The sequence below is a fragment of the Rhizobium sp. 768_B6_N1_8 genome, from assembly GCF_051811225.1.
Taxonomy (GTDB): domain Bacteria; phylum Pseudomonadota; class Alphaproteobacteria; order Rhizobiales; family Rhizobiaceae; genus Rhizobium.
In genome coordinates, this window is sequence record NZ_JBPWPV010000001.1 from 2,765,542 (window position 1) to 2,792,320 (window position 26,779).

At 60.7% G+C, this 26,779-nt stretch carries 27 protein-coding genes and 1 other RNA gene; 11 read left to right on the plus strand and 17 right to left on the minus strand.

The genetic code is table 11. From position 1 onward, the window contains the following. Positions 1-4: 4 nt before the first annotated feature. The gene (locus AB8B33_RS14265; protein WP_113323372.1) at positions 5-262 is read right to left on the minus strand and encodes a hypothetical protein; all 258 of its coding nucleotides are present in this window, start codon (positions 260-262) and stop codon (positions 5-7) included. 81 nt (positions 263-343) lie between these two features. Continuing rightward, the gene (gene miaA / locus AB8B33_RS14270) at positions 344-1,240 is read right to left on the minus strand and encodes a tRNA (adenosine(37)-N6)-dimethylallyltransferase MiaA (RefSeq protein WP_439015893.1); all 897 of its coding nucleotides are present in this window, start codon (positions 1,238-1,240) and stop codon (positions 344-346) included. Here miaA and serB point away from each other — a divergent pair. Continuing rightward, complete coding sequence (gene serB / locus AB8B33_RS14275; RefSeq protein ID WP_439015894.1) at positions 1,239-2,129, plus strand: phosphoserine phosphatase SerB; 891 nt, start codon at positions 1,239-1,241, stop codon at positions 2,127-2,129. The two genes, miaA and serB, sit on opposite strands and share 2 nt — an antisense overlap. A 292-nt stretch (positions 2,130-2,421) precedes the next feature. On the opposite strand, the gene AB8B33_RS14280 is transcribed toward serB, so the two are convergent. The 6 genes from AB8B33_RS14280 to AB8B33_RS14305 all read right to left on the minus strand — a co-directional run bounded on the left by AB8B33_RS14280 (position 2,422) and on the right by AB8B33_RS14305 (position 8,301). Further along, positions 2,422-4,161: a Do family serine endopeptidase gene (locus AB8B33_RS14280; RefSeq protein WP_113325492.1), complete on the minus strand. Its 1,740-nt coding sequence runs from the start codon at positions 4,159-4,161 to the stop codon at positions 2,422-2,424. A gap of 103 nt (positions 4,162-4,264) precedes the next feature. Further along, complete coding sequence (locus tag AB8B33_RS14285; protein ID WP_113181050.1) at positions 4,265-4,450, minus strand: DUF2065 domain-containing protein; 186 nt, start codon at positions 4,448-4,450, stop codon at positions 4,265-4,267. An 11-nt stretch (positions 4,451-4,461) separates the two neighbouring features. Beyond that, positions 4,462-5,427 carry a protease modulator HflC gene (gene hflC, locus AB8B33_RS14290; protein WP_113325493.1) on the minus strand — a complete coding sequence of 322 codons (966 nt, stop codon included), beginning with the start codon at positions 5,425-5,427 and terminating at the stop codon, positions 4,462-4,464. A 3-nt stretch (positions 5,428-5,430) separates the two neighbouring features. Beyond that, positions 5,431-6,531, minus strand: coding sequence for an FtsH protease activity modulator HflK (gene hflK, locus AB8B33_RS14295; protein ID WP_113325494.1), 1,101 nt, complete (start codon positions 6,529-6,531; stop codon positions 5,431-5,433). Between the two features lie 192 nt (positions 6,532-6,723). Next, complete coding sequence (locus AB8B33_RS14300; RefSeq protein ID WP_439015895.1) at positions 6,724-7,392, minus strand: dihydrofolate reductase; 669 nt, start codon at positions 7,390-7,392, stop codon at positions 6,724-6,726. A 114-nt stretch (positions 7,393-7,506) separates the two neighbouring features. Then, positions 7,507-8,301 (minus strand): thymidylate synthase, encoded by a 795-nt coding sequence (locus AB8B33_RS14305; protein ID WP_439015896.1) that lies wholly within the window; start codon positions 8,299-8,301, stop codon positions 7,507-7,509. Positions 8,302-8,415: 114 nt separating this feature from the next. Here AB8B33_RS14305 and ssrA point away from each other — a divergent pair. From ssrA to AB8B33_RS14325, 4 genes are all read left to right on the plus strand, one after another. Continuing rightward, positions 8,416-8,792: a transfer-messenger RNA gene (ssrA, locus tag AB8B33_RS14310) on the plus strand. A gap of 131 nt (positions 8,793-8,923) precedes the next feature. Continuing rightward, complete coding sequence (locus tag AB8B33_RS14315) at positions 8,924-9,436, plus strand: SspB family protein (protein WP_113325497.1); 513 nt, start codon at positions 8,924-8,926, stop codon at positions 9,434-9,436. A gap of 47 nt (positions 9,437-9,483) precedes the next feature. After that, positions 9,484-9,672 carry a DUF4169 family protein gene (locus AB8B33_RS14320; protein ID WP_439015897.1) on the plus strand — a complete coding sequence of 63 codons (189 nt, stop codon included), beginning with the start codon at positions 9,484-9,486 and terminating at the stop codon, positions 9,670-9,672. An 82-nt stretch (positions 9,673-9,754) separates the two neighbouring features. Then, the gene (locus tag AB8B33_RS14325; protein ID WP_113325498.1) at positions 9,755-9,976 is read left to right on the plus strand and encodes a ribbon-helix-helix domain-containing protein; all 222 of its coding nucleotides are present in this window, start codon (positions 9,755-9,757) and stop codon (positions 9,974-9,976) included. A 22-nt stretch (positions 9,977-9,998) separates the two neighbouring features. Here the strand turns inward: AB8B33_RS14325 and AB8B33_RS14330 are convergent, their stop codons facing one another. From AB8B33_RS14330 to AB8B33_RS14340, 3 genes are all read right to left on the minus strand, one after another. Beyond that, a complete protein-coding gene (locus AB8B33_RS14330; RefSeq protein WP_113325499.1) occupies positions 9,999-13,712 on the minus strand; it encodes an AsmA family protein in 3,714 nt (1,237 codons plus the stop codon). 89 nt (positions 13,713-13,801) lie between these two features. Beyond that, positions 13,802-15,214, minus strand: a complete 1,413-nt coding sequence (locus AB8B33_RS14335; protein WP_439015898.1) for an FAD-binding oxidoreductase — start codon at positions 15,212-15,214, stop codon at positions 13,802-13,804. Between the two features lie 100 nt (positions 15,215-15,314). Further along, positions 15,315-16,367 carry an aldo/keto reductase gene (locus AB8B33_RS14340; protein ID WP_439015899.1) on the minus strand — a complete coding sequence of 351 codons (1,053 nt, stop codon included), beginning with the start codon at positions 16,365-16,367 and terminating at the stop codon, positions 15,315-15,317. A 91-nt stretch (positions 16,368-16,458) separates the two neighbouring features. On the opposite strand from AB8B33_RS14340, the gene AB8B33_RS14345 reads away from it, so the two are divergent. The 3 genes from AB8B33_RS14345 to AB8B33_RS14355 all read left to right on the plus strand — a co-directional run bounded on the left by AB8B33_RS14345 (position 16,459) and on the right by AB8B33_RS14355 (position 19,646). Continuing rightward, on the plus strand, positions 16,459-17,361 hold the full coding sequence (locus AB8B33_RS14345; protein WP_439015900.1) for a LysR family transcriptional regulator: 903 nt from the start codon (positions 16,459-16,461) through the stop codon (positions 17,359-17,361). 152 nt (positions 17,362-17,513) lie between these two features. Then, positions 17,514-18,608, plus strand: a complete 1,095-nt coding sequence (locus AB8B33_RS14350) for an AbrB family transcriptional regulator (RefSeq protein WP_439017253.1) — start codon at positions 17,514-17,516, stop codon at positions 18,606-18,608. A 117-nt stretch (positions 18,609-18,725) separates the two neighbouring features. Beyond that, positions 18,726-19,646, plus strand: coding sequence for a LysR family transcriptional regulator (locus AB8B33_RS14355; protein ID WP_439015901.1), 921 nt, complete (start codon positions 18,726-18,728; stop codon positions 19,644-19,646). Position 19,647: 1 nt separating this feature from the next. On the opposite strand, the gene AB8B33_RS14360 is transcribed toward AB8B33_RS14355, so the two are convergent. Beyond that, positions 19,648-20,601 (minus strand): NmrA/HSCARG family protein, encoded by a 954-nt coding sequence (locus AB8B33_RS14360; protein WP_439015902.1) that lies wholly within the window; start codon positions 20,599-20,601, stop codon positions 19,648-19,650. 453 nt (positions 20,602-21,054) lie between these two features. Continuing rightward, positions 21,055-21,453 (minus strand): VOC family protein, encoded by a 399-nt coding sequence (locus AB8B33_RS14365; RefSeq protein ID WP_310389447.1) that lies wholly within the window; start codon positions 21,451-21,453, stop codon positions 21,055-21,057. Positions 21,454-21,540: 87 nt separating this feature from the next. Here AB8B33_RS14365 and AB8B33_RS14370 point away from each other — a divergent pair, with 87 nt between their 5' ends. After that, complete coding sequence (locus tag AB8B33_RS14370; protein ID WP_439017254.1) at positions 21,541-22,248, plus strand: helix-turn-helix transcriptional regulator; 708 nt, start codon at positions 21,541-21,543, stop codon at positions 22,246-22,248. Here the strand turns inward: AB8B33_RS14370 and AB8B33_RS14375 are convergent. Continuing rightward, the gene (locus AB8B33_RS14375; protein ID WP_439015903.1) at positions 22,243-23,157 is read right to left on the minus strand and encodes an AraC family transcriptional regulator; all 915 of its coding nucleotides are present in this window, start codon (positions 23,155-23,157) and stop codon (positions 22,243-22,245) included. The genes AB8B33_RS14370 and AB8B33_RS14375 overlap by 6 nt on opposite strands. 33 nt (positions 23,158-23,190) lie before the next feature. Between AB8B33_RS14375 and AB8B33_RS14380 the strand changes: the two genes are divergently transcribed. After that, positions 23,191-23,598 carry a DUF2000 family protein gene (locus AB8B33_RS14380; protein WP_113325509.1) on the plus strand — a complete coding sequence of 136 codons (408 nt, stop codon included), beginning with the start codon at positions 23,191-23,193 and terminating at the stop codon, positions 23,596-23,598. A 68-nt stretch (positions 23,599-23,666) separates the two neighbouring features. Here the strand turns inward: AB8B33_RS14380 and AB8B33_RS14385 are convergent, their stop codons facing one another. After that, entirely contained in the window at positions 23,667-24,332 is a 666-nt protein-coding gene (locus AB8B33_RS14385) for an OmpA family protein (protein WP_113325510.1), read from the minus strand. 164 nt (positions 24,333-24,496) lie between these two features. Then, on the minus strand, positions 24,497-24,907 hold the full coding sequence (locus AB8B33_RS14390; protein WP_310389410.1) for a winged helix-turn-helix transcriptional regulator: 411 nt from the start codon (positions 24,905-24,907) through the stop codon (positions 24,497-24,499). Between the two features lie 77 nt (positions 24,908-24,984). Here AB8B33_RS14390 and AB8B33_RS14395 point away from each other — a divergent pair, with 77 nt between their 5' ends. Then, positions 24,985-25,578 carry an NADPH-dependent FMN reductase gene (locus AB8B33_RS14395; protein ID WP_439015905.1) on the plus strand — a complete coding sequence of 198 codons (594 nt, stop codon included), beginning with the start codon at positions 24,985-24,987 and terminating at the stop codon, positions 25,576-25,578. Positions 25,579-25,643: 65 nt separating this feature from the next. On the opposite strand, the gene AB8B33_RS14400 is transcribed toward AB8B33_RS14395, so the two are convergent. Continuing rightward, positions 25,644-26,642, minus strand: coding sequence for a flagellin N-terminal helical domain-containing protein (locus AB8B33_RS14400; RefSeq protein ID WP_113325513.1), 999 nt, complete (start codon positions 26,640-26,642; stop codon positions 25,644-25,646). Positions 26,643-26,779 lie beyond the last annotated feature (137 nt).

Below are 26,779 nucleotides of genomic sequence, written 5' to 3' on the forward strand. Positions count from 1 at the left end.
CTGCCTACGAACGCGGCTGGCGCGTTGCCGCTGCGATTTCGGAGAGATGCCGCTCGATCAGTGCCAGGAAGGCGATGGTGCCGCAGATCAACGCTGCAATCACGATGCCGCCGATGGCGCCCAAAATTGCTCCGACGATGAACATGCCCGATCCACCCTGCGCCGCTGCTGCAGTCGCACCCGAAAGCGTGGAAAAAGCAAGAATGACGATAGCGATCAAGGCGTTGATCGAAGAAAGCGTCTTGGCGAGAAAGTTGTTCATGCCGGCCCCCATAGCTCCATTGGTCATGATTCGAAGATCATTCTAGCCGTTTGCGGGCGGGAAGCATGGGTCGCTTTGGCGCTAAGGCGAAAGCCGCTCCCAGCTTTCATCCATCTGATTGCGGAACCAGGTCATCTGCCGCTTGGCATATTGCCGTGTGGCGGCGGCCCCACGCTCAATCACCTCGGCGCGGGTCATCTCGCCGCGCAGCATCGCCGCGATCTGCGACACGCCGATCGCCTTCATGACAGGCATTTCCGGGGGAAGATCAAGCGCGAGTAGCGCCCTCACCTCGTCTTCCGCCCCCTGCTCCAGCATTTTCTCGAAACGTCCATTGATACGCTGATGCAGCACGGCGCGATCCGGCAGCACGACGATCTTGCGGGCCGTATCGGGATCGACGACGACAGGCCCCGCCTGCCCCTGGAATTCCGCAATCGACTGGCCCGTCGCCTCGAAAACCTCAAGCGCCCGCACAATTCTCTGCCCGTCCTGTACGTTCAGGCTTTCGGCAATGGCGGGATCGACCTTCGCAAGCTCCGCATACAGGACCTCCGGACCCTCCTCCAGAAGCCGTGCGCGCAGCCGCTGCCTTACCTCCTCGGGAATGACGGGCATTTCCGACAACCCGCCCGTCAACGCCTTGAAATAGAGCCCTGTGCCGCCGACGAAGACCGGCAGCTTTCCCTCGGCGTGGATGCGCGGCAAAAGCGCTGTCACGTTCCGCAGCCAGGAACCGGTCGAATAGGCCTGCGCGGCCGGCACATGGCCGTAGAGATGATGCGGCACACCATCCATATCCTCTCCGGAGGGTCGCGCCGTCAGCACCCGCAGCGTGTCATAGACCTGCATGCTGTCGGCATTGATCACCACGCCGCCATGCTCTTTGGCCAACTCCACTGCGAGCGCGGACTTGCCGCTGGCAGTCGGCCCGGTTATCAGGATCGCATTCACAGCGCTCAGAAGGTTTTCCATCATGGCCCTCGTTGCCACGCTTGTTGCCAATCCGTCAAACCCCGTTCTTTCGCCTGAGATCGCCGAGCGCGCTTCAGACGCCGTCAAGGCATCCGGGCTCTACTGGCTGGCGGATGGCATTGCCTGCGATATCGTGCTCGCAGACGGCTCCGACAGGCAGGCAGTCGAGGCCAATCTGCACGCCGTCATCGCCAACAGCCCGATCGATCTCGTCATCCAGGAACAGGAAACCCGCCGCAAGAAGCTGCTGATCGCCGATATGGATTCGACAATGATCGGCCAGGAATGCATCGACGAACTCGCTGCCGAAGTCGGCCTGAAGGAAAAGGTCGCCGCCATCACCGCCCGCGCCATGAACGGCGAGATCGCCTTCGAACCGGCGTTGCGGGAACGCGTCGCCCTCCTGAAGGGCTTGCCGATCTCGGTCGTCGACGAAGTGATCGCCAAGCGCATTACGCTTACCCCGGGCGGCCTTGAACTGATCGCTACCATGAAGTCGAAAGGCTATTATACCGCCCTCGTCTCCGGCGGCTTCACGGTCTTCACCAGCCGCATCGCAGCCACCCTCGGCTTCGACGAAAACCGCGCCAATCTCCTGCTTGAGGAAGACGGCCTCCTCTCCGGCCACGTCGCGGAACCCATTCTCGGCAAGCAGGCCAAGGTCGATGCTCTCAACGACATCGCCACCCGCCTCGGCATTTCCCCCGAAGAAGCCATTGCCGTCGGCGACGGCGCCAACGATCTCGGCATGCTGCATCTGGCCGGCTCCGGCGTCGCCCTCCACGCCAAACCGGCTGTCGCTGCCGAAGCCGACATGCAGATCAACCACGGCGACCTGACCGCGCTGCTCTATATCCAGGGCTACCGGAAGACGGATTTCGTGACGGCTTGAACCGCACGAGGCGTGGCTGAAAACTGAAAAGGAGCGTCATAACCGCTCCTTTCGCGTCTTGGGGCGACAAGCGCCCTCCCCACCCTCATTCCTGTGCTTGTCACAGGAATCCAGCCACCGAGCGTCAGCGCGGTGAATGACTCGTATTCTCCGTAAAGGGAGAAAGTCTTTCCTGCCCAAGGACTTGGGCAGGCTGGATCCCTGTGACAAGCACAGGGATGAGGGAGAACTGGGCGGTCGCCGCGACTAATCAACTACCCTAGTCACGGCATCCTCCGCCAACCGACAGCCCTCACTCCATCGGCACTGCGACAAACCGCAGGTCGCCATTCGCTGCAGCGACCATCATCTGCGCATTGCGCCGACCTTCCTGCTTCAGCGTCTGCACCTTGGTGGCAACAGCATCCGGCGACTTCATGAATTCCTGCGCCACTTCGACGATCACGTCGCCGGGCTTCAAACCCTTTTCGGCAGCGGCCGAACCCGGCGCAACCTCAGTCACGACGACACCATCAACGCTTTCGGCAATGCCGAAGGCCTTGCGGGTCTCGGGGCTGAGCAGCGAGAGTGAAAGACCGAGCACATGCTTCGGAGCAGCCTGACCGGGCGTTGCCTGATCCTGGCTCTGGCTTTGCCCTTGTCCCTGGCCCTGTTGCTGCGGATCCTGGCCGTCAGGTGCGGCCTGCCCCTGATCGCCACCCTGATCCGGTTCGTCCATATCGTTGTTTTCACCGGGATCGGGATTGATGACACCGTCATCCGTCGAATTGTCGTTGGCGGCGGCCTGGTCGCTATCTTCGAGACGACCGAGCGTTACCTTGACGGTCTGCTCCTTGCCGTCACGCAGCACCACCACATCGACTTCTTTGCCGACGGGGCTTTCGGCCACCACGCGTGGCAGGTCGCGCATCTCGCTGACGACCTTGCCGTCGAATTTCAGGATCACGTCGCCGGCCTTGATCGAGCCGTCATCGACCGGCCCGCCCTTGATGACGCCAGCGACTAGCGCACCCTTGGCGGTGTCGAGGCCGAGGCTGTCGGCCACTTCGTCGGTGACGGGCTGAATGCGCACGCCGAGCCAGCCGCGCCGCGTCTCGCCATATTCGCGAAGCTGGTCGACCACGCCTGAGGCAAGCTCCGACGGCACTGAGAAGCCGATGCCGATCGAGCCGCCCGACGGGGAGATGATCGCCGTATTGATGCCGATCACTTCGCCCTTCATGTTGAAGAGCGGACCGCCCGAATTGCCCTTGTTGATGGCCGCATCCGTCTGGATGAAATTATCATAGGGGCCGGCATTGATATTGCGGCCGCGGCCCGAAATGATGCCGACCGTCACCGATCCGCCGAAGCCGAACGGGTTGCCAATTGCCATCACCCAGTCGCCGATACGCATGACGCTGGAATCGCCGAACTTGACGGATTTCAGCGGCTGTTTCGGCTCGACCTTCAATACCGAAAGGTCGGTCTTGGTGTCCGTACCGATCAGCTTGGCCTTCAGCTTGGAGCCGTTGGCGAAATTGATCTCGATGTCGTCGGCGCCCTCGATCACGTGGTTGTTGGTAACGATATAGCCGCTGGGGTCGATAACGAAGCCGGAGCCGAGCGAGCTGACATTGTGATTGGGGCCGCGATTGCCCTGCTGCTTGTTGAAGAAATCGTTGAAGAATTCCTGGAAGGGCGAGCCGTCGGGCGCACGCGGCGCCGGGCCTGCGCCCTCGTCATCCTTCACATTCTGCGAGGTCGAAATATTGACCACGGCATCGAGCAGTCCCTCGGCGAGATCGGCGACCGAAGCCGGTCCATTGCCCGGAGCCGTCATCTGCACGGGCGGAGCGGCGGGTGCCACCGCAGCCGGGGAAACCGGCGCCGGTTGAGGGGCCGCAGGAGCCGGTGCTGCCTGTTCAGGTGTCGCTGGTGCGGGGGCGGTTTGCGCATGCGCAACACCGCTTGCGCCGACATTTGCCAGAAGGGCGGTGCCGGCCAGCAGCGCGAGCGTTCGTCTGAAGGGCGAGCGAGTCGTGGGGGCCATCAAGCTTCCTCGTCTGGGGTAAAGGCGCACATACAGCACCAGCATAAGGCGGAATGATGGAGGGCGAAATCACCTTTTCGCGAAATCCCCTTGCGAATGTGATCTAGCCTCGCAAAAGCCAGACACAGCCGACGCCGAGCGCTATCGCGGCAAGCCCGAAGACCCTGAGTTGCCGCTCCGGAACGGTGGGGAGAAGCTTCGCCATCTCGATAAGAAAACGAGGGGCCAGTGCGTAGACCAGCCCCTCGATGATAAGGAAGAATGCAAGTCCGGTCAGGAGGTCCTGCATTCAGTCTGTCGTCAGTTCGCCGGCAGTGCCGGAGCGGCCGGCTGTGCGGCCGCAGGCGGCACGAGGCCCCCGGTCTGGCCCGGTGCAGCAGGCTGGTTGCCGTCCGCATTCTCGAAGTAGCGGAAGAACTGCGAGGTCGGCGAAAGCACCAGCGTCGTGTCCGGCGAGGAAAGTGCCGTGGAATAGGCGGCCATCGAACGGTAGAACTCGAAGAAGGCCGGATCCTTGCCGAAGGAATCGGCGAAGATACGGTTGCGCTCCGCATCACCCTGACCGCGCAGGATTTCCGAATCGCGCTGAGCATCTGCGGTAATCTCGACGACCTGGCGGTCGGCGACAGCCCGGCGACGCTGGCCCTCTTCATTACCCTCGGCGCGGATGCGCTCGGCCTCGGCCAGACGCTCGGAGCGCATGGCGTTGTAGGTGTTCGGAGCCACTTCCGGCGAAAGGTCCGTCCGGCGAATGCGGACGTCATCGATATGCAGGCCGAGATTTTCGGCATCGGTGCGCAGATCGTCGCGGATTTCGAGCATCATCGCCACACGCTCTTCCGAAAGCGCGGCATTGTAGTCACGCAGACCGTAGACGCGGCGAAGCGAGGAATCGAGCTGCGCACGCAACCGTGCTTCGGCAGCGTCGCGGTCGCCGGAGACCGTTTCGCGGAAACGGCGCACATCCGAGATGTTGTAGATCACGAAGGCGTCGACATCGAAGGTCTGGCCGTCCTGAACCTGAACGCGGATATTGTCGAGGTCGAGCCTGAGCGCACGCTTTTCCACGAACTGCACGCGGTCGGCATCCATGAAGCCGAATGGCAGCTTGAAGTAGAGGCCGGGCTCGCTCTTCACCGACTGGATCTGACCGAAGCGCACGACGATGGCCTGCTCACGCGCATTCACGACGAAGATCGACGAATAAAGAATGGCGAGAAGGATCGCGAGCGCGATGAGGATTACGGGAAGTCTGTTCGATACCATGGTTCAACCTCCCTGCCGTGCCGGTGCTGCTGCCGCCGGTCTGTTGATCTCGTTGAGCGGCAGGTAGGGCACAACGCCCTGCTTGTCGTCGATCACGACCTTCTTGGAGTTTTTCAGAACCTGCTCCATCGTTTCCAGGAACAGGCGCTTGCGCGTCACATCGGGAGCTTTCGAATATTCGTCATTGATGGCCGTAAAGCGCTGGGCTTCACCTTCCGCTTCCTTGACGACGCGATCCTTGTAGGCGGCTGCGTCTTCGCGGATGCGGGCTGCATCGCCTCGTGCCTGACCGAGCTTCTGGTTCGTATAGCGGTTGGCGTCTTCGATCGTGCTGTCGCGGTCGCGGCCGGCACGCTGTACTTCTTCGAAGGAGTCGGCGACTTCGCGCGGCGGCGCCACGTTCTGGATCGTCACGCCGGTCACGGTAATGCCCGCGCCGTAACGGTTCATCGTATCCTGAACGATGTTGAGAACCTGCGTCTCGATCGGCTGGCGGTTGCTGCGGAAAGCGTCCAGCGCCGGACGGCGGCCGACGACTTCGCGCATGGCACTGTCGGAAACCTGCTGCAGTGTTTCAGCCGGATTTTCCACACCGAAAAGATAGGCCTTGGGATCGCTGATCGTATAGAAGACGGCAAACTGCACGTTGATGACACTCTTGTCGCTCGACAGCATCAGCCCGCTCGAAGAGCCTGCCGTGGTCGCGCCGATGTTCAACTGCTGCACCGTCACCTTGACCGTCTCGACGGTTTCAACCGGCCAGAAATGGAAATGCAGGCCCGGCATGGAAATCTCCTGCTTGGGCTGGCCGAAGCGCAGTTCAACGCCGCGCTCGTCCGGCTGGACGACATAAATGCATTGGAAAAGCCAGAAGATCGCGACAACAGCCACGATGATCGCAACGACACCGCCGTTGAAACCACCCGGAATGAAGCCGCGCAGCTGATCCTGCCCGCGCCGGATGATGTCTTCCAGATCGGGCGGACCGCCCTTGCCGCCGCCACCGCCGCGTGGACGGTTCGGCCCCTGCCCCCATGGTCCCTGATTATTACCGCCGCCGCCGCCCCAAGGGCCGCCGCCGCCATTCTGATTGCTCCAGGGCATCAAAACCTCGTTGTTCGTTACGTCATACACATCCGACCGCCGTGGGGGCTGCCGGCGGATGCGATCCGACCGTTATAGGTATCACCGCATCTGCTTTCAACGCAGCGTCAGAAACTTGGTCAATATAATTGGAAAATAGTTCCTTTTAGGACCGTTAGCCGGATGCAAAGGCTCTGATTGCATACAGTCGGCTTACTCAAAAAAGTCCAACTGATCGGTCCCATCCTGCTCTAGCTTGGCCTCATATCGCTCAAGTAAAACTGCAAAATCAGGCTCCCGTCCCATAAGTTCCTCTTTCACCCGATATCGATGGAAAGGCTTACGGCGAACGTACTGAGTTATCCGAAACGGATACTGATCGAATTCTGTCTTTGGGAAATCGTCTTCAGATCTGACAATCCATTCAGTTTTTGTGTCGTCATCTCTCTGGCCGAAATCAAGTTCGAATTTGGCATCGCCGTTTATGTTTCCACAAAAAACGTCGGTAACAAATATACTGTTAATATATTTCTCGAATACCCTGTAGATTTGATCTCCACCAATAACAAAAAACTTCATATTGCCAGAAATAATCGACTCAATATCAGCCAAAAGTAGTGCGGTCTCAGGGTCTCTTGCCCACTTGAGGGTCGGGAATTCCTTCAGAAACGCAGGCTCGGTGCGAGATAATATTATGTTAGTTCGCTTCGGCAGCGGTTTGCCAATAGATTCAAATGTCTTACGCCCCATAATCACCGCATGACCTTGGGTACGCTGTTTGAATAGCTGCAAATCCGTGCGCAGATGCCAGGGAAGTGTGTTCTCGATACCGATGATCCTATCGGGATAGCTGCGCGCAACGATAGATGCGGCGGAAGGCATCCGCACCCTCTTCTCGTTTTTTTTCATCAACTTAGACCGCACAACCTACCCGTAGACTACGAACAAACGTCCATAGTCCCCGGACGCATGCACTGCAAGTTAAAATCCAAAGGTTTAGACGGCAATCGGCGCCTTGATATTGGCATCGGCGGCGTAGCCGACGAGCTCGAAATCCTCGTAGACGAAGCCGAAGATATCCTTCACATCGCGCTTGATCAGCATGCGCGGCAGCGGCTTCGGCTGACGCGCCAGCTGCAGCTTCGCTTGGTCGAAATGGTTGTGATAGAGATGTGTATCACCGAGCGTATGGACGAATTCGCCATATTTCAGCCCAGTCACCTGCGCCACCATCATCGTCAGCAATGCATAGGAGGCGATGTTGAAGGGAACGCCGAGGAAGATGTCGGCCGAGCGCTGATAGAGCTGGCAGGAAAGCTTGCCGTCAGCCACATAGAACTGGAACAGGCAGTGGCAGGGCGGCAACGCCATCTCGTCCACTTCTGCCGGGTTCCAGGCCGAAACGATGTGACGGCGCGAATTGGGGTTCTTGATGAGGCCCTTCACGAGATTGTCGATCTGGTCGATATGCCCGCCATCGGGTGCCGGCCAGGAGCGCCACTGCGCGCCATAGACCGGGCCGAGATCGCCGTTCTCGTCGGCCCATTCGTCCCAGATGCTGACGCCGTTTTCATGCAGGTAGCGGATATTGGTCTCGCCCTTGAGGAACCACAGCAGTTCATAGATGATCGAGCGCAGATGCAGCTTCTTCGTCGTCAGCACCGGAAAGCCGGCATCGAGATCGAAGCGCATCTGATAGCCGAAGACCGAACGCGTGCCGGTGCCCGTGCGGTCACCCCGGTCGGTGCCTTTTTCCATCACATGGCTCAAGAGGTCGAGATATTGCTTCATGGTCGCCACCGATTCCTTTTGCACCCAATTTAAGGGCAAAGCGGCCGCAAACCAATGCGCCTTGCTGATTATCCAAGCAAAATCCCTGGAGAGCACGACGCTTTTATGACGTATCCCCTTCCCTTGCGATCACAAAAACACTATATCACCCATGCCGGCTTTCGGGCCGGCTATGGCGATAAACGGGCGGTGGAATAAACCTATTGGACCCGGGGGCGGTACCCGGCGCCTCCACCAAAAACAGGCGGCTCTCCTTTTGGAGAAGGGCCTGCTTTTGATGGGGGCGAAATAGGATCGACAAGGGTGTAAAGATCGACTTTTCGCTCGGCATGATACCGCCGTTATCGGGTCACAAGTGTAGTTGCAAACGACAACAACGCTAAGGAATACGCTCTCGCTGCCTAACGGCGGTGCGGGAATTCCGCTCTAAGTCCTTACGGTTAGCCCCGTAAGGCGGGGTCCGAAGGCACCTGGCAACAGAAGCCTTCACCTTCTCCCCTTTTTCGATGAAATCATGTATGCTTGATGAACGCATGAATCGGCTTGCGCCTTTCCCAAAGCGCCCGGACGTGCCATACAAGTTCGTGAAAAGACTTCCAAACCGACGAAAGACAGGAAAAGCATGGGGCAGGATCATATCCGCTACGACATTCTGGCACAGGACGCGTTGCGCGGTGTCATCCGCAAGGTCTTGACCGAAGTCGCAACGACGGGCCGTCTGCCCGGCGACCATCACTTCTTCATCACGTTTCTCACGGGCGCTCCCGGCGTGCGCATCTCGCAGCACCTGAAGTCCAAATATCCCGAGCAGATGACCATCGTCATCCAGCACCAGTTCTGGGAACTGAAGATCACCGAATCCCATTTCGAGATCGGCCTGTCCTTCTCAGACGTGCCGGAAAAGCTCGTCATTCCCTTTAACGCCATCCGCGGCTTCTACGACCCCTCGGTCAATTTCGAGCTGGAGTTCGACGTACCGCTGAGCGACGGCGAGGAACTTCCGGCCGCCGAGATCACCGCCTATCCCGTTGATGCCGTCAAGACGGAGGACGCGGCCGCAAAGCCTGCCGCAGAAGGCGAGGAAAAGAAACCGGGCTCCGTCGTTTCGCTCGATTCTTTCCGCAAGAAGCAGTAATGCCGAGGGAGGCGAAAGCCTCCCTTTTTCATGATGGAGGCAACCGCGTGAGCGCCGAAATCCTCAATCTACGCCAGTTCCGCAAGCAGCAGGCTCGCTCCGAAAAGGAGAAGCAGGCAGAGCAAAACCGCATCTCCCACGGCCGTACCAAGGCTGAAAAGCAATTGACCCGCGCCCTCAACGAAAAGGCCGAAAAGGCGCTTGATCAGGGCCGGATTGAAGACGACAAGACCTGATCGCCGGCGGGTGAAAAGCCTGGGCGATCAGACAGATGCGGTTCCTGACTGAATCGCTTTCTCAACGAAGACGAAGCAGGCGATGATCCGCAAACATTCGGCGACGTTGCATGGGCACCGCACCAGTTTCTCGCTGGAAGATGAATTCTGGACCGAGTTGAAGGCGATTGCCGCGGGTCGTTCCATGCCGCTCGCGGCGCTGATATCAGAAATAGACGATGGCCGCGCGCCTGACAGCAACCTCTCCTCGGCGCTGCGCCTGCACGTTCTGTGCTGGCTGAAAAACGCCGTGGCGAACGCCTGATCGTCCGCTTGACCAGCCCTTCTTACTGGGCCTGAACGCCGGGCAACTGATCGAAATTGAGCTGGCCGGGCTGCAAGGGCTGTTCTGCCCGCCGCGCGGCCTCAGCCTCCGAAGCAGCCTTTGCCTTCGCTTCTGCCTCAGCCTTGGCGCGCGCCGCAGCTTCGGCAGCCGCCTTCGCCTCGGCTTCCGCCTTGCGCTGGGCCGCCTGCTGCGCAAGAGCCCTCAGCCGCTCTTCTTCCGCCTGCCGCTGCCGCTCGATCTCGGCAGCTGCAGCCCGCTGGGCGTCATTGAAGCGATAGAGCGCCACCTCGCGCCGCAGCCGCTGCTTTTCCAGCACATTGGTCTGCAGCCGCTCGACACGACGCCGCTCGCGCTCGAAGGCGCGCAGCGAGAGAAAGCTGGTAATATCGGTCACATCCATCGTCTTGCCGGGCGAGGCCAGCAGGCCGGAGAAGTTCAGCCGGATGCCCGGCTCCGCGCCCGAAAGCGCCTCCGCGCCGGGATTGAGGCCGATGCCAAGTGTCGCGCTGATGCGCCCCTGCGGCAGCTCGATTTGCGCGTCGGCGCTCAAATGTGCCAGATCGTTGGCAACGCTGACATTCTGGACCCGCAGCGTACCGTCAGTCACGTTGAAGGGAATGCCGAGCGGCGGCAGCTTCGCCTCGCCATTGTTCAGCAGCGTTTCGACAATCGGATGTATCTTGCCGGCATTGATCTGGTCCTGCATCGGATCGGTGGCGGCCAGCAGCGGCGCCAGGATCGCAAGGTTCAGCCCGCGAACGCTCGTCTCGCCGAGCCGGATTTCGCCCGAGCCGTTCAGAGAACTCGCAATTTCCGAAACCGTCTTGCCCGAAGCTTCGAGCGCCAGAGACATGCCGAACTTGCCGTTGGCGACAGGCGCGCCGTCGCGCGGCCAGACGACGCCGCCGAGATCGGAATCGGCAAGTGCAAGCCGCAACTGCAGGAAGCCCGTGCCATTGGCATTCGTAACGAGCATATTGCCGGAGAGCGCGCCGCCATCCCAGTTGCCGGCCATGTCGTTGAGCTGCAGCTCGTCGCCCTTGTAGGCAACGTTTGAGGTGAAATCGTTCACAGCCGTGTTCAAAAGCCCCGGCCAGAACTGCTTGGCGGTCAGCTTCAGATTGACGTCGAGATCGCGGAAGAGCGGCAGGCCGAGGGCGGCCGTTGTCAACTGGCCGTTGGCGGGATCGTTGATCTGCCCGAACACGGCTTCGCCGAGCCAGCCGAGATCGGCCTTGGAAAGCGCGAGCGTGCCGCTCGCCGTCGTCTTTGCCGCCTTGCGATCGAAGGTCAGCCCGCCGGCAAATTCATTGTCGGCAGCATGCCCGTTGAGATCCGCCAACACCACCTTATCGGCATCGATGGTCGCGTTGGTCTGCAGCTTGAAGGGCAGCCCGGTGCCAAGCTCAGGCAGCGCGATGCCGTTCATGACCAGATACGGATCGAGATCGGCGCTTTCGAGCGATACGGCGACATTGCCGTTCATGAAAGTGTCGGGCCGTACATCGACCTTGCCGTTTGCCGTAAACGACGTCCGGTCTGTCGCGAAGGTCAGCGCGGCATCGGCAGGATCATTGCCCGCCGCCGTTACCTTCAGCGTCATGCGGCCATTGGCGCCCGCGTCGACCGGCAGCGGATCGAGACCCGCCTGCCCGAACAGGATCGACGGCACGGCATTGTCGAGCGTCGCCTCCAGCGTCGTCGTGCCGCTGCCCGTCAGCGCCAGGAGGTCGGACATGCGGTAGTCGAGATTGACGCGGCTGCCGTTCGAAACGCCTGCGAGCGTCACCGAAAGCGCATTGCCGTCGTCCCCGCCGAGCGTCAGCGCGCCGCGCAGCGCCGTATTGCCGTACCAGCCGGCGTTGCGCACCAGCCGGTCCATTACAGGATGATGCGGCAGATGCTCGCGCAGCATGGCGAAGAAGGCGCCGGGATCGGCGGCCTTGAAGGTGATCTCGCCGGTGCCCTTATAGTCGAGAAGCGATCCCTCCGCCTTGCCCGTCGCCGTCAGTTCGGCGCCCGCAAGGTTCTTGATCGACAGCCGGTCGACGGAAAGCGCCCCATCAGCGAGCGTAAAGGTCGTCTCGACATTATCGGCCTGCACGCCGAAGGCCGTGAATTTGTCGGCCTTGAGCTGCGCGGCAATCTTGTGATCGAGCACATTGTCGCCGGCATCCTGACCGGTAAAGAGACCAGTCAACGCCCTCAGCGCATCGAGATCGAGTGAATCGCCATTGAGCGCAACGGAAAGCGACGGCGTCTGGCCGTTGGTCGCCTGCCGCTCCAGCCGACCCTTCAGCGTCGCAGCACCGATCGCGATCTCCAGGTTCTCGAAGCGCTGCAGATCACGCGTCAGGCTGACATTGGCCGAAAAGCCCGCCTGCCGGAGCTGGCGGATCGCCGGATCGACCGAACCTGCCAGCCAGGAGGCAAGGCCCGTAGGCTGCGTGGAGGCAACCACCATCTGGCCGTTGAAGGACGGATCGCCCGTGAGCGTCAGCTTGCCCTTGCCTTCCACCTGCGTGCGGCCGGGCAGCGTGCCGACGGCATTGTCGATCATCCAGCCATTGCCGGCCGGCCTCAGTTCCAGCGCCACGTCGCGGATCGTCGTATCGCCGGCAACGATTGCCGGCAGGCGCACCGTCGCCTTGCCCGGCACTTGCGGGATCGGAACCTGGCCGACAATTTCGAGCAGCGAGTTCAATCGCTGACGTGCCGAAACCGCAGGGTCGCGGTTGGTCTTGCCCGCGGCACCCTGATTGCCGATACGGTTGACGTCGATCTGCTGGCCATCGGCGGTCAGCAGGAATTCCGGCGCGCTGCCGGTGTCGAGCGTCGCCTCGCCCGTGATCACATAGGGGTCGTCGGTCGAGCCGACTTCCATACGGTATTCGGGAACGCGGATGCGGTCGTTGGTGAGTTCGAAACGCCCCTTGAGGCGCGGCGGCGCCTCCCCCTTTTCGCTCTTGCCCTCACGGTTTTCGATCGCCGCAACCAGCGTGCCCTGATAGTTCGGCCGGCTGTCGACGAGCTTCAGTTCACCATCGAGATCGACTGTGACGGGATGCTTGTCCGGCGCAAGCCGGGTGCGCACGCGCAACACGCCGCTCTCGTCCGGCTGATTGCTGGAGATGGAAAAGCTGCCATGTTCGCCGTCGAGCGTGCCATCGCCCTCGATGCGCCATGGACCGGCGAGCGACTTCGCCGACATTTCCGCATTGAGCCCCGTCACATGCCGCGAACGGCCGGACTGGTCGTCGATGAACTCGATCTCGCCGCCGTTGACATGCACATTTTCCAGAACGACGGTCTTGGCCGGAATTTCCGGCTGGCTGCCGCGCATCCAGTCCAGCGAGCCGTCCTTCAGAAGCCGCAGCCGCACCTTGGGGTTGACGACCCGCATGTCGAAGATCAGCGCCTCGCCCGAGAGGAAAGGCGCAAGCTCGGCATCCATGGAGAACTGCTCGACCTGGACGACCGGCGTGCCGTCCTCTTCCTGGCCGACGCGCACGTCATGCAGCGTCACGGACGGAAACGGCAGCAGCCGCGCGTCGACCGTGCCATGCACCGTCACCTTCTTGCCGATGATGCGGCTTGCCTGATCCTCGAAATTCATCCGGAAATCCGTCCAGTCGATGAACAGCGGTGCCAGCAGCGCCACGAAGAGCACTACGACGATCACTCCTCCTAGAAAGACGAGGAACCGGCCTACCAAGTCAGGGATTCTCCATTCGGGATTCTGTTGCCGACACTAGCGCTATTCATGCCGGGGGCAAGGGCCAAGATCATGAGATTATTCCATTTTCAGCCCAGATGAAAAATCTTGCCGGGATTGAGGATATTGTCAGGATCAAGCGAGCGCTTGATCTGGCGCATCAGGTCCACCGTACCCCCGAGCTCCTGCTCTAGAAATGCCATTTTCCCCTGCCCGATCCCGTGTTCGCCGGTGCATGTGCCATCCATTGCCAGCGCCCGCACATTCAGCCGGGCCACGAACTCCTCGGCCGTGGCAATCCCCGCGGCACTCTTGTCGTCGAACAAAAGCTGCACATGGAAGTTCCCGTCGCCCGCATGGCCGACGATCGGCGCCAGCAAACCATTCGCCTCGATATCGGCCTGCGTTTCGGCAACGCAATCCGCAAGCCGCGATATCGGAACACAAACATCGGTCGAAAGTACGGCAAGTCCGGGCGCGAGCGCCCGCACCGACCAGTAGGCATCATGGCGCGCCTTCCAGAGCTTCGTGCGCTCCTCCGGGCTCGCCGCCCACTTGAATTCGCCGCCGCCGCATTCGGCCGCGATCTCGGCAAAGGCGGCCGATTGCAGAGCCACCGTCTCGTCCGTGCCGTGGAACTCGAGGAAGAGCGCCGGGCTCTCCTCATAGGGAAGGCCGGCATAGGCGATGCTGGCGCGCATCTGCAGCGCATCGACAAGCTCGATACGCGCCACCGGAATGCCCATCTGGATCGTCATGATGACGGCGTCGCAGGCAGCCTTGACGCTCGGGAAGGCGCACACACCTCCGGCGATCTTCTGCGGAATGCCGTGCAGGCGCAGCGTCACCGAGGTCAGGATGCCGAGCGTGCCTTCCGCACCCACGAAAAGCCGTGTGAGATCGTAACCGGCCGACGACTTGCGCGCCCGCCGCGCCGTGCGGATTTCCTCGCCGGAAGCGGTCACTGCCGTAACGGCAAGCACATTGTCCTTCATCGTTCCGTAACGAACGGCATTGGTGCCGGACGCCCGTGTCGAGGTCATGCCGCCGATCGAGGCGTTGGCGCCGGGATCGATCGGGAAGAACAGGCCGGTATCGCGCAGATGGATGTTGAGCGCTTCGCGGGTGATGCCCGGCTCGACCGTGCAATCGAGATCCTCCGGATTGACTTCAAGCACCCGGTTCATTCGGCTGAAATCGATGGAAATTCCGCCATTTGGCGCATTGACCTGCCCCTCAAGCGAGGAGCCGGTGCCGAAACCGATAACAGGCACTTTATGATCGGCGCAGGCCCGTACAGCGGTCTTCACATCGTCAGCGGTCTCGGCAAAAAGCACGCCGTCGGGTAGCTGGGCGGGAATATATGTGGTCGTATGTGCATGCTGGGCGCGAAAAGCCTGGCCGGTCTGGAAGCGCTCTCCGAAGCGCTGTTTCAGAATGCCGGTGACGGCCTCTATGCCTGCCTCGTTTCGCACCCCAGCCTTCGCGTCGCGCAGTGCCATGCCCTTGATCTCCCTGCATTCCACAGCCTGCTACAGCATCTGTAGCAGGCCGGGTATGAGGCAAGTCAAAGCAGCTGTCCAGCCAAGATTCGGGAAGATTTCATCCCATCTTTGTTGCAGGGACCGCGGGCGGGTTGAGCCGCGCAAAGCCCTCCTGCCGATAATAGGGAAAATAGGGATAGGGCGGCGTCACGGCACTCACCGCATCCAGCCGCCCGATCTGCTCCGGCGTCAGCCTCCAGCCGACCGCGCCGAGATTTTGCCTGAGCTGCTCCTCGTTGCGCGCGCCGATGATGACGCTTGAAACCGTCGGCCGGCCGATCAGCCAGTTGATGGCGATCTGCGGCACCGTCTTGCCGGTCTCGGCGGCAATTTCATCCAGCACATCAACGATATCAAAAAGCTTCTCGTCATCGACGGGCGGGCCGTATTCGGCAGTCTGGTGCAGACGGCTTCCCTCGGGCAGCGACGCGCCGCGGCGGATCTTGCCGGTCAGCCGGCCCCAGGCGAGCGGGCTCCAGACCAATGCCCCCACGTCCTGGTCGGCGGCAAGCGGCATCAGATCCCATTCGTAATCCCGCCCGGCGAGCGAATAATAGACCTGATGGGCCACGTAACGCGGGTATCCATATTTTTCCGACACCCCAAGCGATTTCATCAGCTGCCAGCCGGAGAAATTGGAAACACCGACGTAGCGAACCTTGCCAGCGGCCATGAGCCCATCGAGCGTAGCGAGCACCTCTTCGACAGGCGTCGAGGCATCGAAGGCATGAAGCTCCAAGAGGTCGATATAGTCGGTGCCGAGCCGGCGCAGCGCATCCTCAGTCGCGCGGATCAGCCGCGCCCGCGAGGTGCCCCAATCATTCGGCCCCTCGCCCATCGGCAGCGCCGTCTTGGTCGAGACCAGTACCGCGTCGCGCTTTCCGGAGATCGCCTGCCCCAGCACCTCCTCGGAAGCACCGGCCGAATAGACGTCCGCCGTATCGAACAGCGTCACACCTGCCTCCAGGCAGATATCCACCATCCGTCGCGCCTCTCCCGCATCCGTCGTGCCCCAAGCGCCAAAGAGCGGCCCGCTGCCGCCGAAGGTGCCGGCCCCGAAGCTCAGCACCGGCACCCTCAAGCCCGATGCGCCTAGATTTCTGTATTCCATGATTCAATCTCCTGTTTTCTGAAGAGATAGACCGGGCCAGAACGATGATATAGATTGCCTTGGAGCATATCATCTGTGATTTGAATTCATCATGAGCCGTCAGGACATCAATCGATCGGGCGAAATGGAAGTCTTCGTCAGCGTCGTCGAGCGCGGCGGTTTTTCCGCTGCGGCCCAGGTGCGGCGCATGACGCCGTCAGCCGTCAGCAAGCTGGTCGCCCGGCTGGAAACCAGGCTCGGCGCCCGCCTCGTCAACCGCTCGACGCGCAAGCTGCAACTGACGCCCGAAGGCTGTGCCTTCTACGAGCGCAGTGTCGCGATCCTCGCCAATATATCGGAGGCTGAGCGTTTCGCCTCGGCCGGAGAACAGGCCGCGGGCCGCATCAGCATCAACACCAGCGGCTCCTTCGGCAATCATGTTCTGGCGCCGCTGATCCCGGCCTTCATGGCCGAGCATCCGGATGTCACCCTCGATATCACCCATACCGACAAGGTGGTCGATCTGCTGGAAGAGCGTGCCGATGTCGCAATCCGGGCCGGCCCGCTGAAGACATCGAGCCTGATCGCTCGCAAGCTCGGCGCTGCCAGAAAGATCATCGTCGCCTCGCCCGATTATCTTGAGCGACACAGCAAACCGCGCTCGGCCGAAGAACTGCGCAATCACCGCCGCATCGGCTTTTCCTATGCCCGCGCACTGGAAGGCTGGCCGGTCATCGATGCCGGCGAGACGATCACCATTCCCCTCACCCCCGGCCTTCAGGTCGGCGATGGCGAGGCTATGCGATATCTCGCGCTCTCGGGCGCCGGCCTTGCCCGCATGACAGAATTCACCGTGCGTACCGATATCGCTGCCGGTCGGCTCGTTCCCGTGTTGGAAAAACTCAATCCCGGCGATGTCGAGGAGTTCTATGCCGTCTATATCGGCCAGGGCGGCCCTCTCCCCGCACGCGTTCGCGCCCTGCTTGATTTCCTCGCGAAACACATCCGCCTTTAGGAGCACAAAGGTCAGATTCCGCAATTGACCCATTGGCCACCGCGCGCCTATATCGGGTCTGCGCCCGCCGGCCCTCGCAGCCGGCCTCTTCATACTGCCGGGGCCTCCTCCCACCTCCGCCTTCGGGCTCGCTCCGGTCGAAAAGTTCGGGGATCAAAATTTTGGACGCAAGCAGCTTCCATCAGAAAGCGAGCCTGCCCAAATGGGCATTGCTGCTCGCTTTGTCGGCCATATCAGTCCTTTTCCTCGAACTCTTCGCCCTGCCCGCCTCGCTGCTGATCGGCCCGATGGTCGCGGCCATCGTGCTGGCGCTCACCGTCAGCACGGGGCAGCTGCGCATCCCCTACTGGCCGCTGCAGTTCGGCCAGGTGCTGGTCGGCCTCTTGATGGCGCGCAACATCACGCCCGATATCCTCGGCACCATGGCCAAGGACGCGCCACTCTTCTTCGTCTTCATCGTCTCGGTGATCGCCATTGCCGCCGGTCTTGGCTGGCTGCTCACACGCTGGCAGGTCTTGCCGGGCACGACCGCCGTCTGGGGCTCCACGCCCGGCGGCGCCTCGGCCATGGTCATCATGTCGGAAGCCTATGGAGCAGATGCCCGCCTCGTCGCCTTCATGCAATATCTGCGCGTCGTCTTCGTCGCCGTCGGCGCGTCCGTCATCTCCCGCCTCTGGGTTGCCGCCGATAGCGAAGAGCCGCCGCCGGTCATCTTCTTCCCGCCGGTCGATTGGTCGGCCTTCGCCATGACTGTCGCCTTCGCTGCCCTCTGCTGCTACGCCGTCTTCCGCTTCCGCATCCAGGGCGGCAATATCGTCATCCCGCTGATCGGCGGCGCCGTGCTGCAGGGCTTCGGCCTGTTGAAGATCGAGCTGCCGACCTGGATCCTGGCGCTCAGCTACGCACTGATCGGCTGGAGCATCGGCTTGCGCTTTACCCGCTCGATCATCGAACACGCCGCCCGCGCCCTGCCGCGCGTTTCCGCCTCCATCATCATCCTGATGGCGCTCTGCGGCTGCATGGCGCTGGCACTCCACAAATTCGCCGGTATCGACCCGCTCACCGCCTATCTCGCGACCAGCCCCGGCGGCGCCGATTCCGTCGCCATCATTGCCGCGTCCAGCGATGTCGACGTGCCCTTCGTCATGGCCATGCAGACCGGCCGCTTCATGATGATCCTGTTGATCGGCCCGGCGCTCGCCCGCTTCATCGCCCGCCGCTCCGATCTTGCGGAAAATGCCGCTTGAGGTCGGGAAATCGCCGGCATGTGAAGCCGTCGAAAGCGAACTGTTCTGCCCATGCTTGACTAGTCGCAGGCCCGGTTATTCCCTACATTGGTTGAATGACCATCACTGTGCTGAAAAATGGATAACACGGGACTGTCTCTCGACAGGATGCGCACCTTTGTTCGCGTTGCCGAGCGGGGCAACCTGTCTACGGTGGCAAAGGAGCTCGGTGTCGGTCAATCAACCGTGACGCGGCACCTCAATGAGCTCGAGGACGCAGTCGGCGTACCTCTCCTCAGCCGGACCACGCGTCGCGTCACCCTTACCGACGAAGGCAGCCGCTATTATGCCAACTGCCTTCAGGTATTACGCCTGGTCGAGCAGGCTACCGAAGAAGCCAGAAATGCCCGTCGGGCGGCCGCAGGCGCTGTCAGGCTCTCGTGTACTGCAGCGCTTGGCGTGATGCACATCACCCGCCTCATCTTCGAATTTCAGGACCAGCATCCGGATATCAGCGTCGATCTCAACCTAACCGACGAGCGCATCGACCTGGTTCGCGAGGGCGTTGATGTGGCGCTCCGGCTTGGGCCTCTCACCGACAGCTCCATGAAGCTTCATGCGCTCGGAAAAAGCCATCGGCTGATGGTAGGCGCTCCAGCGTATTTCTCCGCCCACGGGCGGCCGGAGCACCTGGACGATCTCTCGCGATACGAAACCGTCATCATGTCCAATATAGCCGGGAGCGATCAGGTCACTCTCTCCTCCCGCCATGGCGTGAATGTGACGGTTCCAGTCAATGGGAAGCTGCGCGTCGATCACGGGCTTGCGGCGCGCGAAGCCTTGGCCGCAGGACGCGGCATTGGTCCCGCCCACCTTTGGCTGGTCCACGATCTCCTGGACAACGGTCGGCTCGAGGTCGTGCTCGAAGACTATCGTCCGTCGCCGGTGCCGCTAAGCCTGCTCATCGTGCCCGAGCGTTCCGCTATTGCCCGCGTTCGCCTTCTCACCGATTTTCTTGTCGCCGAAATTTCCAAACTGCCGGGAATCCGACCATCGTGACTCAGACCCCGAAAGATCGCTTGTCGCCGCGCCAGCCCGTGGTCCGAAGATACTGTTCCCAGTCGAGCGCGTCGGGATCCAGGCGACGGCTCCATTCCAGATCATGCTCCCTGCCGAAATAACCATATTCGACAGCATATTCGACCATCCCCAGAAGCTCTCGCACGAGAAACTCGTTGGCGGCAAACTCCGGAAAATGCTGCAGCAGGCCGTCCCTGGTGAAAGCATCTCGATATTCTGCCTTGATGCCGGTTACCTCTCGGAAAGTTTCGACCATCTCGCGCGGAGAGATGATATCGCCGACGATAGGCAGCGTTTTCCCGTTGTAGCACTCGGGATTTGAGAAAATTTCCAGCACAGCCGGCCCGGTCGCCGTGAGCGGATCGACGAAAGGCGCTCGAAAATCTTCAGGAAGATAAATCGGCAGCAGGAGCGTATCACCTTCCATGCGCGGCGGATAATATTCGAGAAGATTCGTGTAGAAGAATGCCAGGATGACGAAGGAATAAGAGATCGGCAGACCGCGAATATAGTCTGCAACGCGCGCTTTGTCGGTGAAATGCGGAGCATACTTCGTCCCGCCGGAGATGGCGTCGACATTCTCGAGCGTGCTGAAAACAATATGTCCGACACCTGCCTCAACCGCTGCATCCGCCAGTTGGCGGCCGATGGGAGCCTCTATTGTCTCCGGTGGCATGACGGGCGGCGTCATCAGAAATGCCCCGTCCGCGCCTTCGAAGGCAGCAACGAGATCCTTCTGGAAACCAAGCTGGAGAGGGACTGTTACAATTTCAGCTCCAAGTTTCTCCAGACTTAAAGCCTCGGGTGAATCCTTTTTTCGGGTTAAGGCGCGTACGCGGAAACGTTCGCTGCGAAGGAGCGTCGCTGCGACGCTACGGCCCTGTTTGCTGGTTGCACCGACAATTGCGATAAGTGGTTTATCATTTGAAGACATAGTTGCGCCTTGAACCTTTTCCCTGTCTCACCGGCTGCTGATTGCACAGCCAGGCGTCATACTGGAGAGAGCTTTCGGCTCATGCCGATAGCTCGGATCCGGGAGGCAAGTTATGTCATCAAGCTTTCTTACTGTAGGCATGCGCAATGCATATGATAATGCCACTTTACGGATAAATACGGTGGCCGGCCGCGCCTGTCGTCCGCTGGACGAGGCAGGATTTCGAAATCCACGCAGGAGACGAGATCATATCAGGCCAACGGATCCGGCCCTTATTTTCAGGTCTGCGCCACGAAAAAAGACTGTGACAAACTACCATTGCTGACCGTTGCCGCAGAAAACCGCTGAAGCCCCACCCAGCGCTCTAGCGTGACCCCATAGACCTTCTTGAAATGCCGGATGAATGCGCCTGATCGGCAAAGCCGGTTGCCGCTGCCACTGCCCGCAGGCGAGTTAACGACCGCTGAAGCGTTGTCTCGCAGCCTCGGTAACGGGTGTATAAAGCGCCACGCGGGTGCCCTCCGGGTCGGAGAACTGAACCGTGCGATTTCCCCACGGCAAATCCTTGGGTTCATGCACCACCTCGACATGATCCTTGAGCCGAGCGAATTCAGCATCGACGTCCGATACCATGAATTCAAGAATGGCGGTTTTATTGGCGCGTGGCTCCGCGCTGCCCTCCTTGAAGAGCGCGACCGTTTCCGCGCTCCCTATTGCCACGACGGCACCGGGTGTGACGATCTCGGCAAAGACGGGAGCAAGCCAGTCCGCGCGATAGCCCGTCACGAGCTCATAAAAGGCCACCATGCTTTCGATATCCGAAGCGATGAGACGGGTGGATGCGAGTTTCATCATTTTCTCCTTCAGCGTAATGATCTCTTTGCCTGCTCTTGTGACATAGTCGTCCTGCCAGCGTTGTGGCAGCAGGAGTCACCAGCCATGCGAAAAGCGGAACGGCTTTTTCAGATCATTCAGATTCTTCGAAGGTCAAACCGCCCGGTCACCTCGGCGCAGCTTGCGGACGAACTCGAGGTCGCGCGACGAACCGTCTATCGTGACATTGCCCACCTGATTGGCCAGCGCGTTCCTATCGAAGGGGAAGCTGGTTTTGGCTACGTCCTCGACCCACGATACGATATGCCGCCGCTGATGCTGACTGCAGAGGAAATCGAGGCTGTTCTACTGGGCGTTCAGATGGTGGCGAAGCTGGGTGACCCGGCCATCAACGCTGCGGCCAGAGATGTCATCGCAAAGATTGCATCAACCGTACCGGACCACCTTCTTCCCTTCATTGCCGAACCTTCGGTCAGCCTGAAACCTGGCGAGGTCATGGACAGCCTGACGCTCGACAGCCGTCCAGTCCGGCGGGCGATCAGGGAGGGGCGAAAGATTGAGCTTGAATATCGCGCCGCGAATGGAGCGGTAACCAGCCGTATCGTGTGGCCGGTGCTCCTAGGCTATGAGGATGCGCGCTGTCTTTTGATTGCGTGGTGCGAATCGAAACAGGCCTTTCGCCATTTTCGCACCGAACGCATTCTCGATCTCAAGGTTCTCGAAGAAACCATCGGCCTATCTAGAGGCAAATTGAGACAGCAATGGCTGCAATGGCGTGAAGCCGAACTTTCCCGTTCGCGCCAAGCGCTATGATACGCCGCCATTGCTGACCTGCGCTGTCCGCTGAAGCCCCACCCATCGTCCAGGCGTCACCCCATAGGCCTTCTTGAAGTGCCGGATGAAATGCGCCTGATCGGCAAAGCCCGTGGCGGCCGCCACATCGGCGAAACCTTCGCCCTCGCCCATCAGCGCCTTTGCCTGCTGCAGCCGCCGCATCAGCATGTAGCGGTGCGGGCTGGTGGCAAAAGCCGTGCGGAAATGCCGTGACAGAGTGAAACGATCGAGGCCGGTAACGTTCTCCAGCTCGCCGGAGCGCACTGGCCTCAGAGCATGCGCCTCCAGATAATCGCGCGCCGCCCGCACCTGCCTCCAGGCAACTGCGCCGAGAGCCCGGCGGCGTACCTGCGAATGACGCGACAACCCGCCCGCCACGCGGCTCACGAAATCGTCGACGAAAAGTTCGTCCAGCTCCCGGTCGAGTTCGCCGAGTGCAGCGAGGAGCAATTGCGCCAGCGCGCCGTCGGCAATCACGGGCTGATCGACGAAGGGAAGGCCGATCTTTTCCGCCTCCAGGCATTCCATCAGGAGCGCTGGCTCCATGTAGAGCATGCGGTAATGCAAGCCCGCCTCCGTCGCCGCTCCGCCGTCATGCTCCTCGTCGGGATGCAGTACGATTACCTGCCCCGGCATGCTGAAGCGCCGCTCGCCGCGATAGGTGAAGGTCTGCACGCCATGCAGCGTCACGCCGAGCGCATAGGTATCGTGCCGGTGCGGCTCGAAGACATTGCCTGAGAATTGCGCTTCGATACGCTCGATGCCCGGAAAGGCCGGCGCAGTCAGGATGCCGCTGCCGGCGGGCGCGGCCAGTATGCCGCTGCCCCCCCGCGGCTCGCACAAACGTTCAAGACCCTCGAAGACCTGCGGCGTTAGATCCTGGCTCAATGCGTTTCCGATACCCTGATGAAAGAGACTGGAATGTTTGATACCAAAATTGCGATCGTCCTGCGAAACAATCTTGCCGGCTGGCAGAAGCTGAATGTCACAGCCTTCCTTTCGACAGGCATCGCCGGGCAATATCCTGAAATCATCGGCGAGCCCTACAAGGATCGTGCCGGCAATCTCTACAACCCGCTATCCATCCAGCCGATCATCGTCTTGTCGGCCGACGAAGCGACGATATCGACGATCCACCGCCGCGCGCTGGAGCGCGAGGTGACCTCCTCGATCTTCATCGAGGAGATGTTTGCAACCGGCCATGATGCCGCCAATCGCGCCGTCTTCGCCGAATACACTCCCGATGATGCCAAGGTCGTTGGCATTGCGCTGCGCGCCGACAAGAAGATCGTCGACAAGATCACCAAGGGCGCGACGATGCAGCATTGAGGCAAACGGCCGGAAACGAAAAAAGGCCGGGCAATGACCTGGCCTTTTTGTCGTCTGAATGCAACCGATCAGCCCTGGGTGATCGGCGCGATCTGGATTTCGACACGGCGGTTCTGGGCGCGGCCGGCTTCGGTCGCATTGGAAGCGACCGGCTGCGACGGACCGTAGCCGACGGCCGAAACGCGGCGCTGGTCGATGCCCTGGCCGCCGAGATAATCGGCAACGGACAGCGCGCGGCGCTGCGACAGGTCCTGGTTATGCTGCAGGCTGCCGGTGGAATCCGTATGGCCGTTAATGTCGATGAGCGTGCGGTTGAACTTGCGCAACACGATCGCGACAGAATTCAGCGTCGGATAGAAACCAGGCTTCACCGCATCCTGGTCGATATCGAAGGTGATGTTCGACGGCATGTTGAGGATGATGTTGTCGCCCTGGCGGGTAACGGAGATGCCGGTGCCTTCGAGCTGGGCGCGCAACTCGGCTTCCTGCTGGTCCATGTAGTTGCCAATCGCGCCGCCGGCGAGCGCGCCGATGCCGGCGCCGATCAGCGCCGCATTGCGCTTGCCATGGCCGCCGCCACCGACGGCGACACCGACGAGAGCACCGCCGAGCGCGCCAAGGGCAGCACCGCCGGCAGTATTGGATACCTTCTGCTCACCAGTATACGGATCGGTCGTCGTGCAAGCTGAGAGGTAACTCGCCGCAACGGCCAGAAGGATGAATTTCTTGATCATGGACAGGAGGTTCTCCGTTCGAAGCTGGTGCGAGCAGATATTAGGGAATGCGGCAACAAGATGAAGATGCCAATCTGATAAGCTAAATTTCCCATGGAAAACATCGGCCTGTTGCAGCCGTGCGCCGATATCACCAGCTTTCTTGACAAACCGCAGCGCTTGCCTCAGTCGAGCCCGCGGCGTCTGGCATAGGCCGCCCGCGCCTCGTCCATGCGCGCGGAGTTTGCGACGACCCACTCGGCAAGCCCTCGAACCGGATCCAGGAACTCTCGGCCGAGATCCGTCAGCGCATATTCGACCTGCGGCGGCGTGGTGGGCGTCACGGTCCGGGAAACGAAGCCGTTCTCCTCCAGCTCCCGCAATGTCGATGCCAGGACCTTCTGGCTGATCTCGCCGACTTCGCGGCGCAAGGCGTTGAAACGCAGCGGCCCGTGACCCAGCACGCGCACCACCAGCAGGCTCCACTTGTCGCTGATGCGCGCCAGCATGCGGCTGATGTGATCGCAAGCGCGAACTTGCTGGCAGCCATCGACTTCCTCGCAGGGGGCGGTTTCCTGATGGTTATCTGGTTTCAACAAAGTGCCTCCTTGTGCGGTCACGCAAACCATTCGTAATCTGGTTACCGCAAGAAACCAGCATACAGGAGGTTACTTTGAATTCTAAGCCCCGTATCGCCGTTATTATCGGCTCCACCCGCCCCACCCGTTTCGCCGACGCCCCGGCACAATGGATATTGAAACAAGCTCAGGCACGTGATGACTTCGACGTGGAACTGATCGACCTTCGCGATCATCCTCTCCCCTTCTTCGACGAGATGGCGTCAAACCTGTGGATGCCGAGCCAGAATCCCGAAGCGGTCCGCTGGCAGGAAACCGTCGGCCGTTTCGACGGCTACATCTTCGTGGTCGCCGAATACAACCATTCGATAACAGCGACTCTGAAGAACGCGCTCGATCAGGCCTATAAGGAATGGAACCGCAAGCCATTCACCGCCATCGGCTATGGTGGCACGGGCGCCACGCGTGCGGTCGAACACCTCAGGGGAATCGGCGTGGAACTGCAGATGGTATCCACACATGCTGCCGTCCATATTGGCGGCGGCGATTTCATGGCTGTTCATCCGGCTTTCGGCAACAAGCCGATCGAGGAAATCGAGACGAGCCTGCTGCCTACAGCAAAGATGGCCCTCGACGAACTGGTCTGGTGGGCCAAGGCGACGATGGCCGCAAAGGCAGCCGAAGCCTGAGCTTTCCGAAAAGAAAACCGCGCGGCAAGCATGCTTGGCGCGCGGCTATGTTGCTGCTTCGGGACTTAGAAGTTCTGGAAGAGCTGACGAACCTTATCGTAGGACGCGTTTGCAATATTCAGTGATTGCAGACCGAGCTGCTGCTGGGTCTGCAGCGCCCTGAGCTTGCTCGATTCCTCCTCCATATTGGCATCGACAAGGCGACCAATGCCTTCGGTGATGTTGTCGGACAGGTTCTTGGCGAATTCGTCCTGCAAGCTGATGCGCTTTTCCAGTGCGCCGAAGGCCGAGCCGACGGTCGTCAACTGTCCGAGCGCCGCATCGACGACGCTGATCATTTCGTTCAGGTCCTGCTTGCTGGTATTCGCCGTCAGGCCGATTTCCACCTGGCCGGCCGTGTTGCCGTTCTTGCTTTTCGTCAGCACCCAGGTCTGCGCGGTGCCGAGTTCGGTTGCGAAGAAGGCGGAGGTCAGCACGCCATATTCGCCGGTGCCGCCCGCCCGATCGTCGATCACATAGCGTGCATCCTTGGAGGAGGTCGCGCCGCTCGGCGGGATATCGATATGGTAGCTCAACATGCCGACCGATACCGTACCGTCAGAATTACGGATGAAGGAGGCCGGGATCTGACGCGGCTGCGTCGGCGTCGTGGTATTGTCGAGAATGATCCAGTTGTCGTTGTTGAAGCCTGCGCCCTCGGAAACGCTGCGCAGCTGCGCCTTCAGCTGCTCGAGTTCTTCGCCGACCTTGGTCTTGTCGACGCCCTGCTCGGTTGCGGCGACAAGCTTTGCCTTGATCTCGGTGACGACGTCGATGACGCTGTCGACGCCGGCTGATGCCGTTCCCATGGTGGCAGCCGCCATGCCGAGAGCATCCTGAACGGCGGAAAGTGCCTTGTTGTCGTGGCGCGCAGTCGTCGCGACCGACCAATAGGCGGCATTATCTCTGGATTTTTCAACACGCAGACCCGTCGTGATATGGTTCTGCGTCACCGTCATATTTCGATTGATATCACGCAGCACATAAAGCGCCGCATCCACGGAGGTGCGCTGATAAATACTCACGGTACGAACTCCAAAAACACAACAGAACGCAACAGAACAGGATGTACCGAAATCAAGCGAACATTCATGTCCGCCGTCGCTGGAAAATCAGCGCAATGGCCCTCGGGAAAACTGGGGAAGGCCGACCGGTACTGATC

Excerpts from the sequence above, each read along its gene's own strand:
- AB8B33_RS14265 (WP_113323372.1), bottom strand. The coding sequence starts at position 262 with ATGAACAACTTTCTCGCCAAGACGCTTTCTTCGATCAACGCCTTGATC.
- serB (WP_439015894.1), top strand. The coding sequence starts at position 1,239 with ATGGCCCTCGTTGCCACGCTTGTTGCCAATCCGTCAAACCCCGTTCTT.
- miaA (WP_439015893.1), bottom strand. The coding sequence starts at position 1,240 with ATGATGGAAAACCTTCTGAGCGCTGTGAATGCGATCCTGATAACCGGG.
- AB8B33_RS14280 (WP_113325492.1), bottom strand. The coding sequence starts at position 4,161 with ATGGCCCCCACGACTCGCTCGCCCTTCAGACGAACGCTCGCGCTGCTG.
- AB8B33_RS14285 (WP_113181050.1), bottom strand. The coding sequence starts at position 4,450 with ATGCAGGACCTCCTGACCGGACTTGCATTCTTCCTTATCATCGAGGGG.
- hflC (WP_113325493.1), bottom strand. The coding sequence starts at position 5,427 with ATGGTATCGAACAGACTTCCCGTAATCCTCATCGCGCTCGCGATCCTT.
- hflK (WP_113325494.1), bottom strand. The coding sequence starts at position 6,531 with ATGCCCTGGAGCAATCAGAATGGCGGCGGCGGCCCTTGGGGCGGCGGC.
- AB8B33_RS14300 (WP_439015895.1), bottom strand. The coding sequence starts at position 7,392 with ATGCCTTCCGCCGCATCTATCGTTGCGCGCAGCTATCCCGATAGGATC.
- AB8B33_RS14305 (WP_439015896.1), bottom strand. The coding sequence starts at position 8,301 with ATGAAGCAATATCTCGACCTCTTGAGCCATGTGATGGAAAAAGGCACC.
- AB8B33_RS14315 (WP_113325497.1), top strand. The coding sequence starts at position 8,924 with ATGGGGCAGGATCATATCCGCTACGACATTCTGGCACAGGACGCGTTG.
- AB8B33_RS14325 (WP_113325498.1), top strand. The coding sequence starts at position 9,755 with ATGATCCGCAAACATTCGGCGACGTTGCATGGGCACCGCACCAGTTTC.
- AB8B33_RS14335 (WP_439015898.1), bottom strand. The coding sequence starts at position 15,214 with ATGGCACTGCGCGACGCGAAGGCTGGGGTGCGAAACGAGGCAGGCATA.
- AB8B33_RS14340 (WP_439015899.1), bottom strand. The coding sequence starts at position 16,367 with ATGGAATACAGAAATCTAGGCGCATCGGGCTTGAGGGTGCCGGTGCTG.
- AB8B33_RS14345 (WP_439015900.1), top strand. The coding sequence starts at position 16,459 with ATGAGCCGTCAGGACATCAATCGATCGGGCGAAATGGAAGTCTTCGTC.
- AB8B33_RS14355 (WP_439015901.1), top strand. The coding sequence starts at position 18,726 with ATGGATAACACGGGACTGTCTCTCGACAGGATGCGCACCTTTGTTCGC.
- AB8B33_RS14360 (WP_439015902.1), bottom strand. The coding sequence starts at position 20,601 with ATGTCTTCAAATGATAAACCACTTATCGCAATTGTCGGTGCAACCAGC.
- AB8B33_RS14365 (WP_310389447.1), bottom strand. The coding sequence starts at position 21,453 with ATGAAACTCGCATCCACCCGTCTCATCGCTTCGGATATCGAAAGCATG.
- AB8B33_RS14370 (WP_439017254.1), top strand. The coding sequence starts at position 21,541 with ATGCGAAAAGCGGAACGGCTTTTTCAGATCATTCAGATTCTTCGAAGG.
- AB8B33_RS14380 (WP_113325509.1), top strand. The coding sequence starts at position 23,191 with ATGTTTGATACCAAAATTGCGATCGTCCTGCGAAACAATCTTGCCGGC.
- AB8B33_RS14385 (WP_113325510.1), bottom strand. The coding sequence starts at position 24,332 with ATGATCAAGAAATTCATCCTTCTGGCCGTTGCGGCGAGTTACCTCTCA.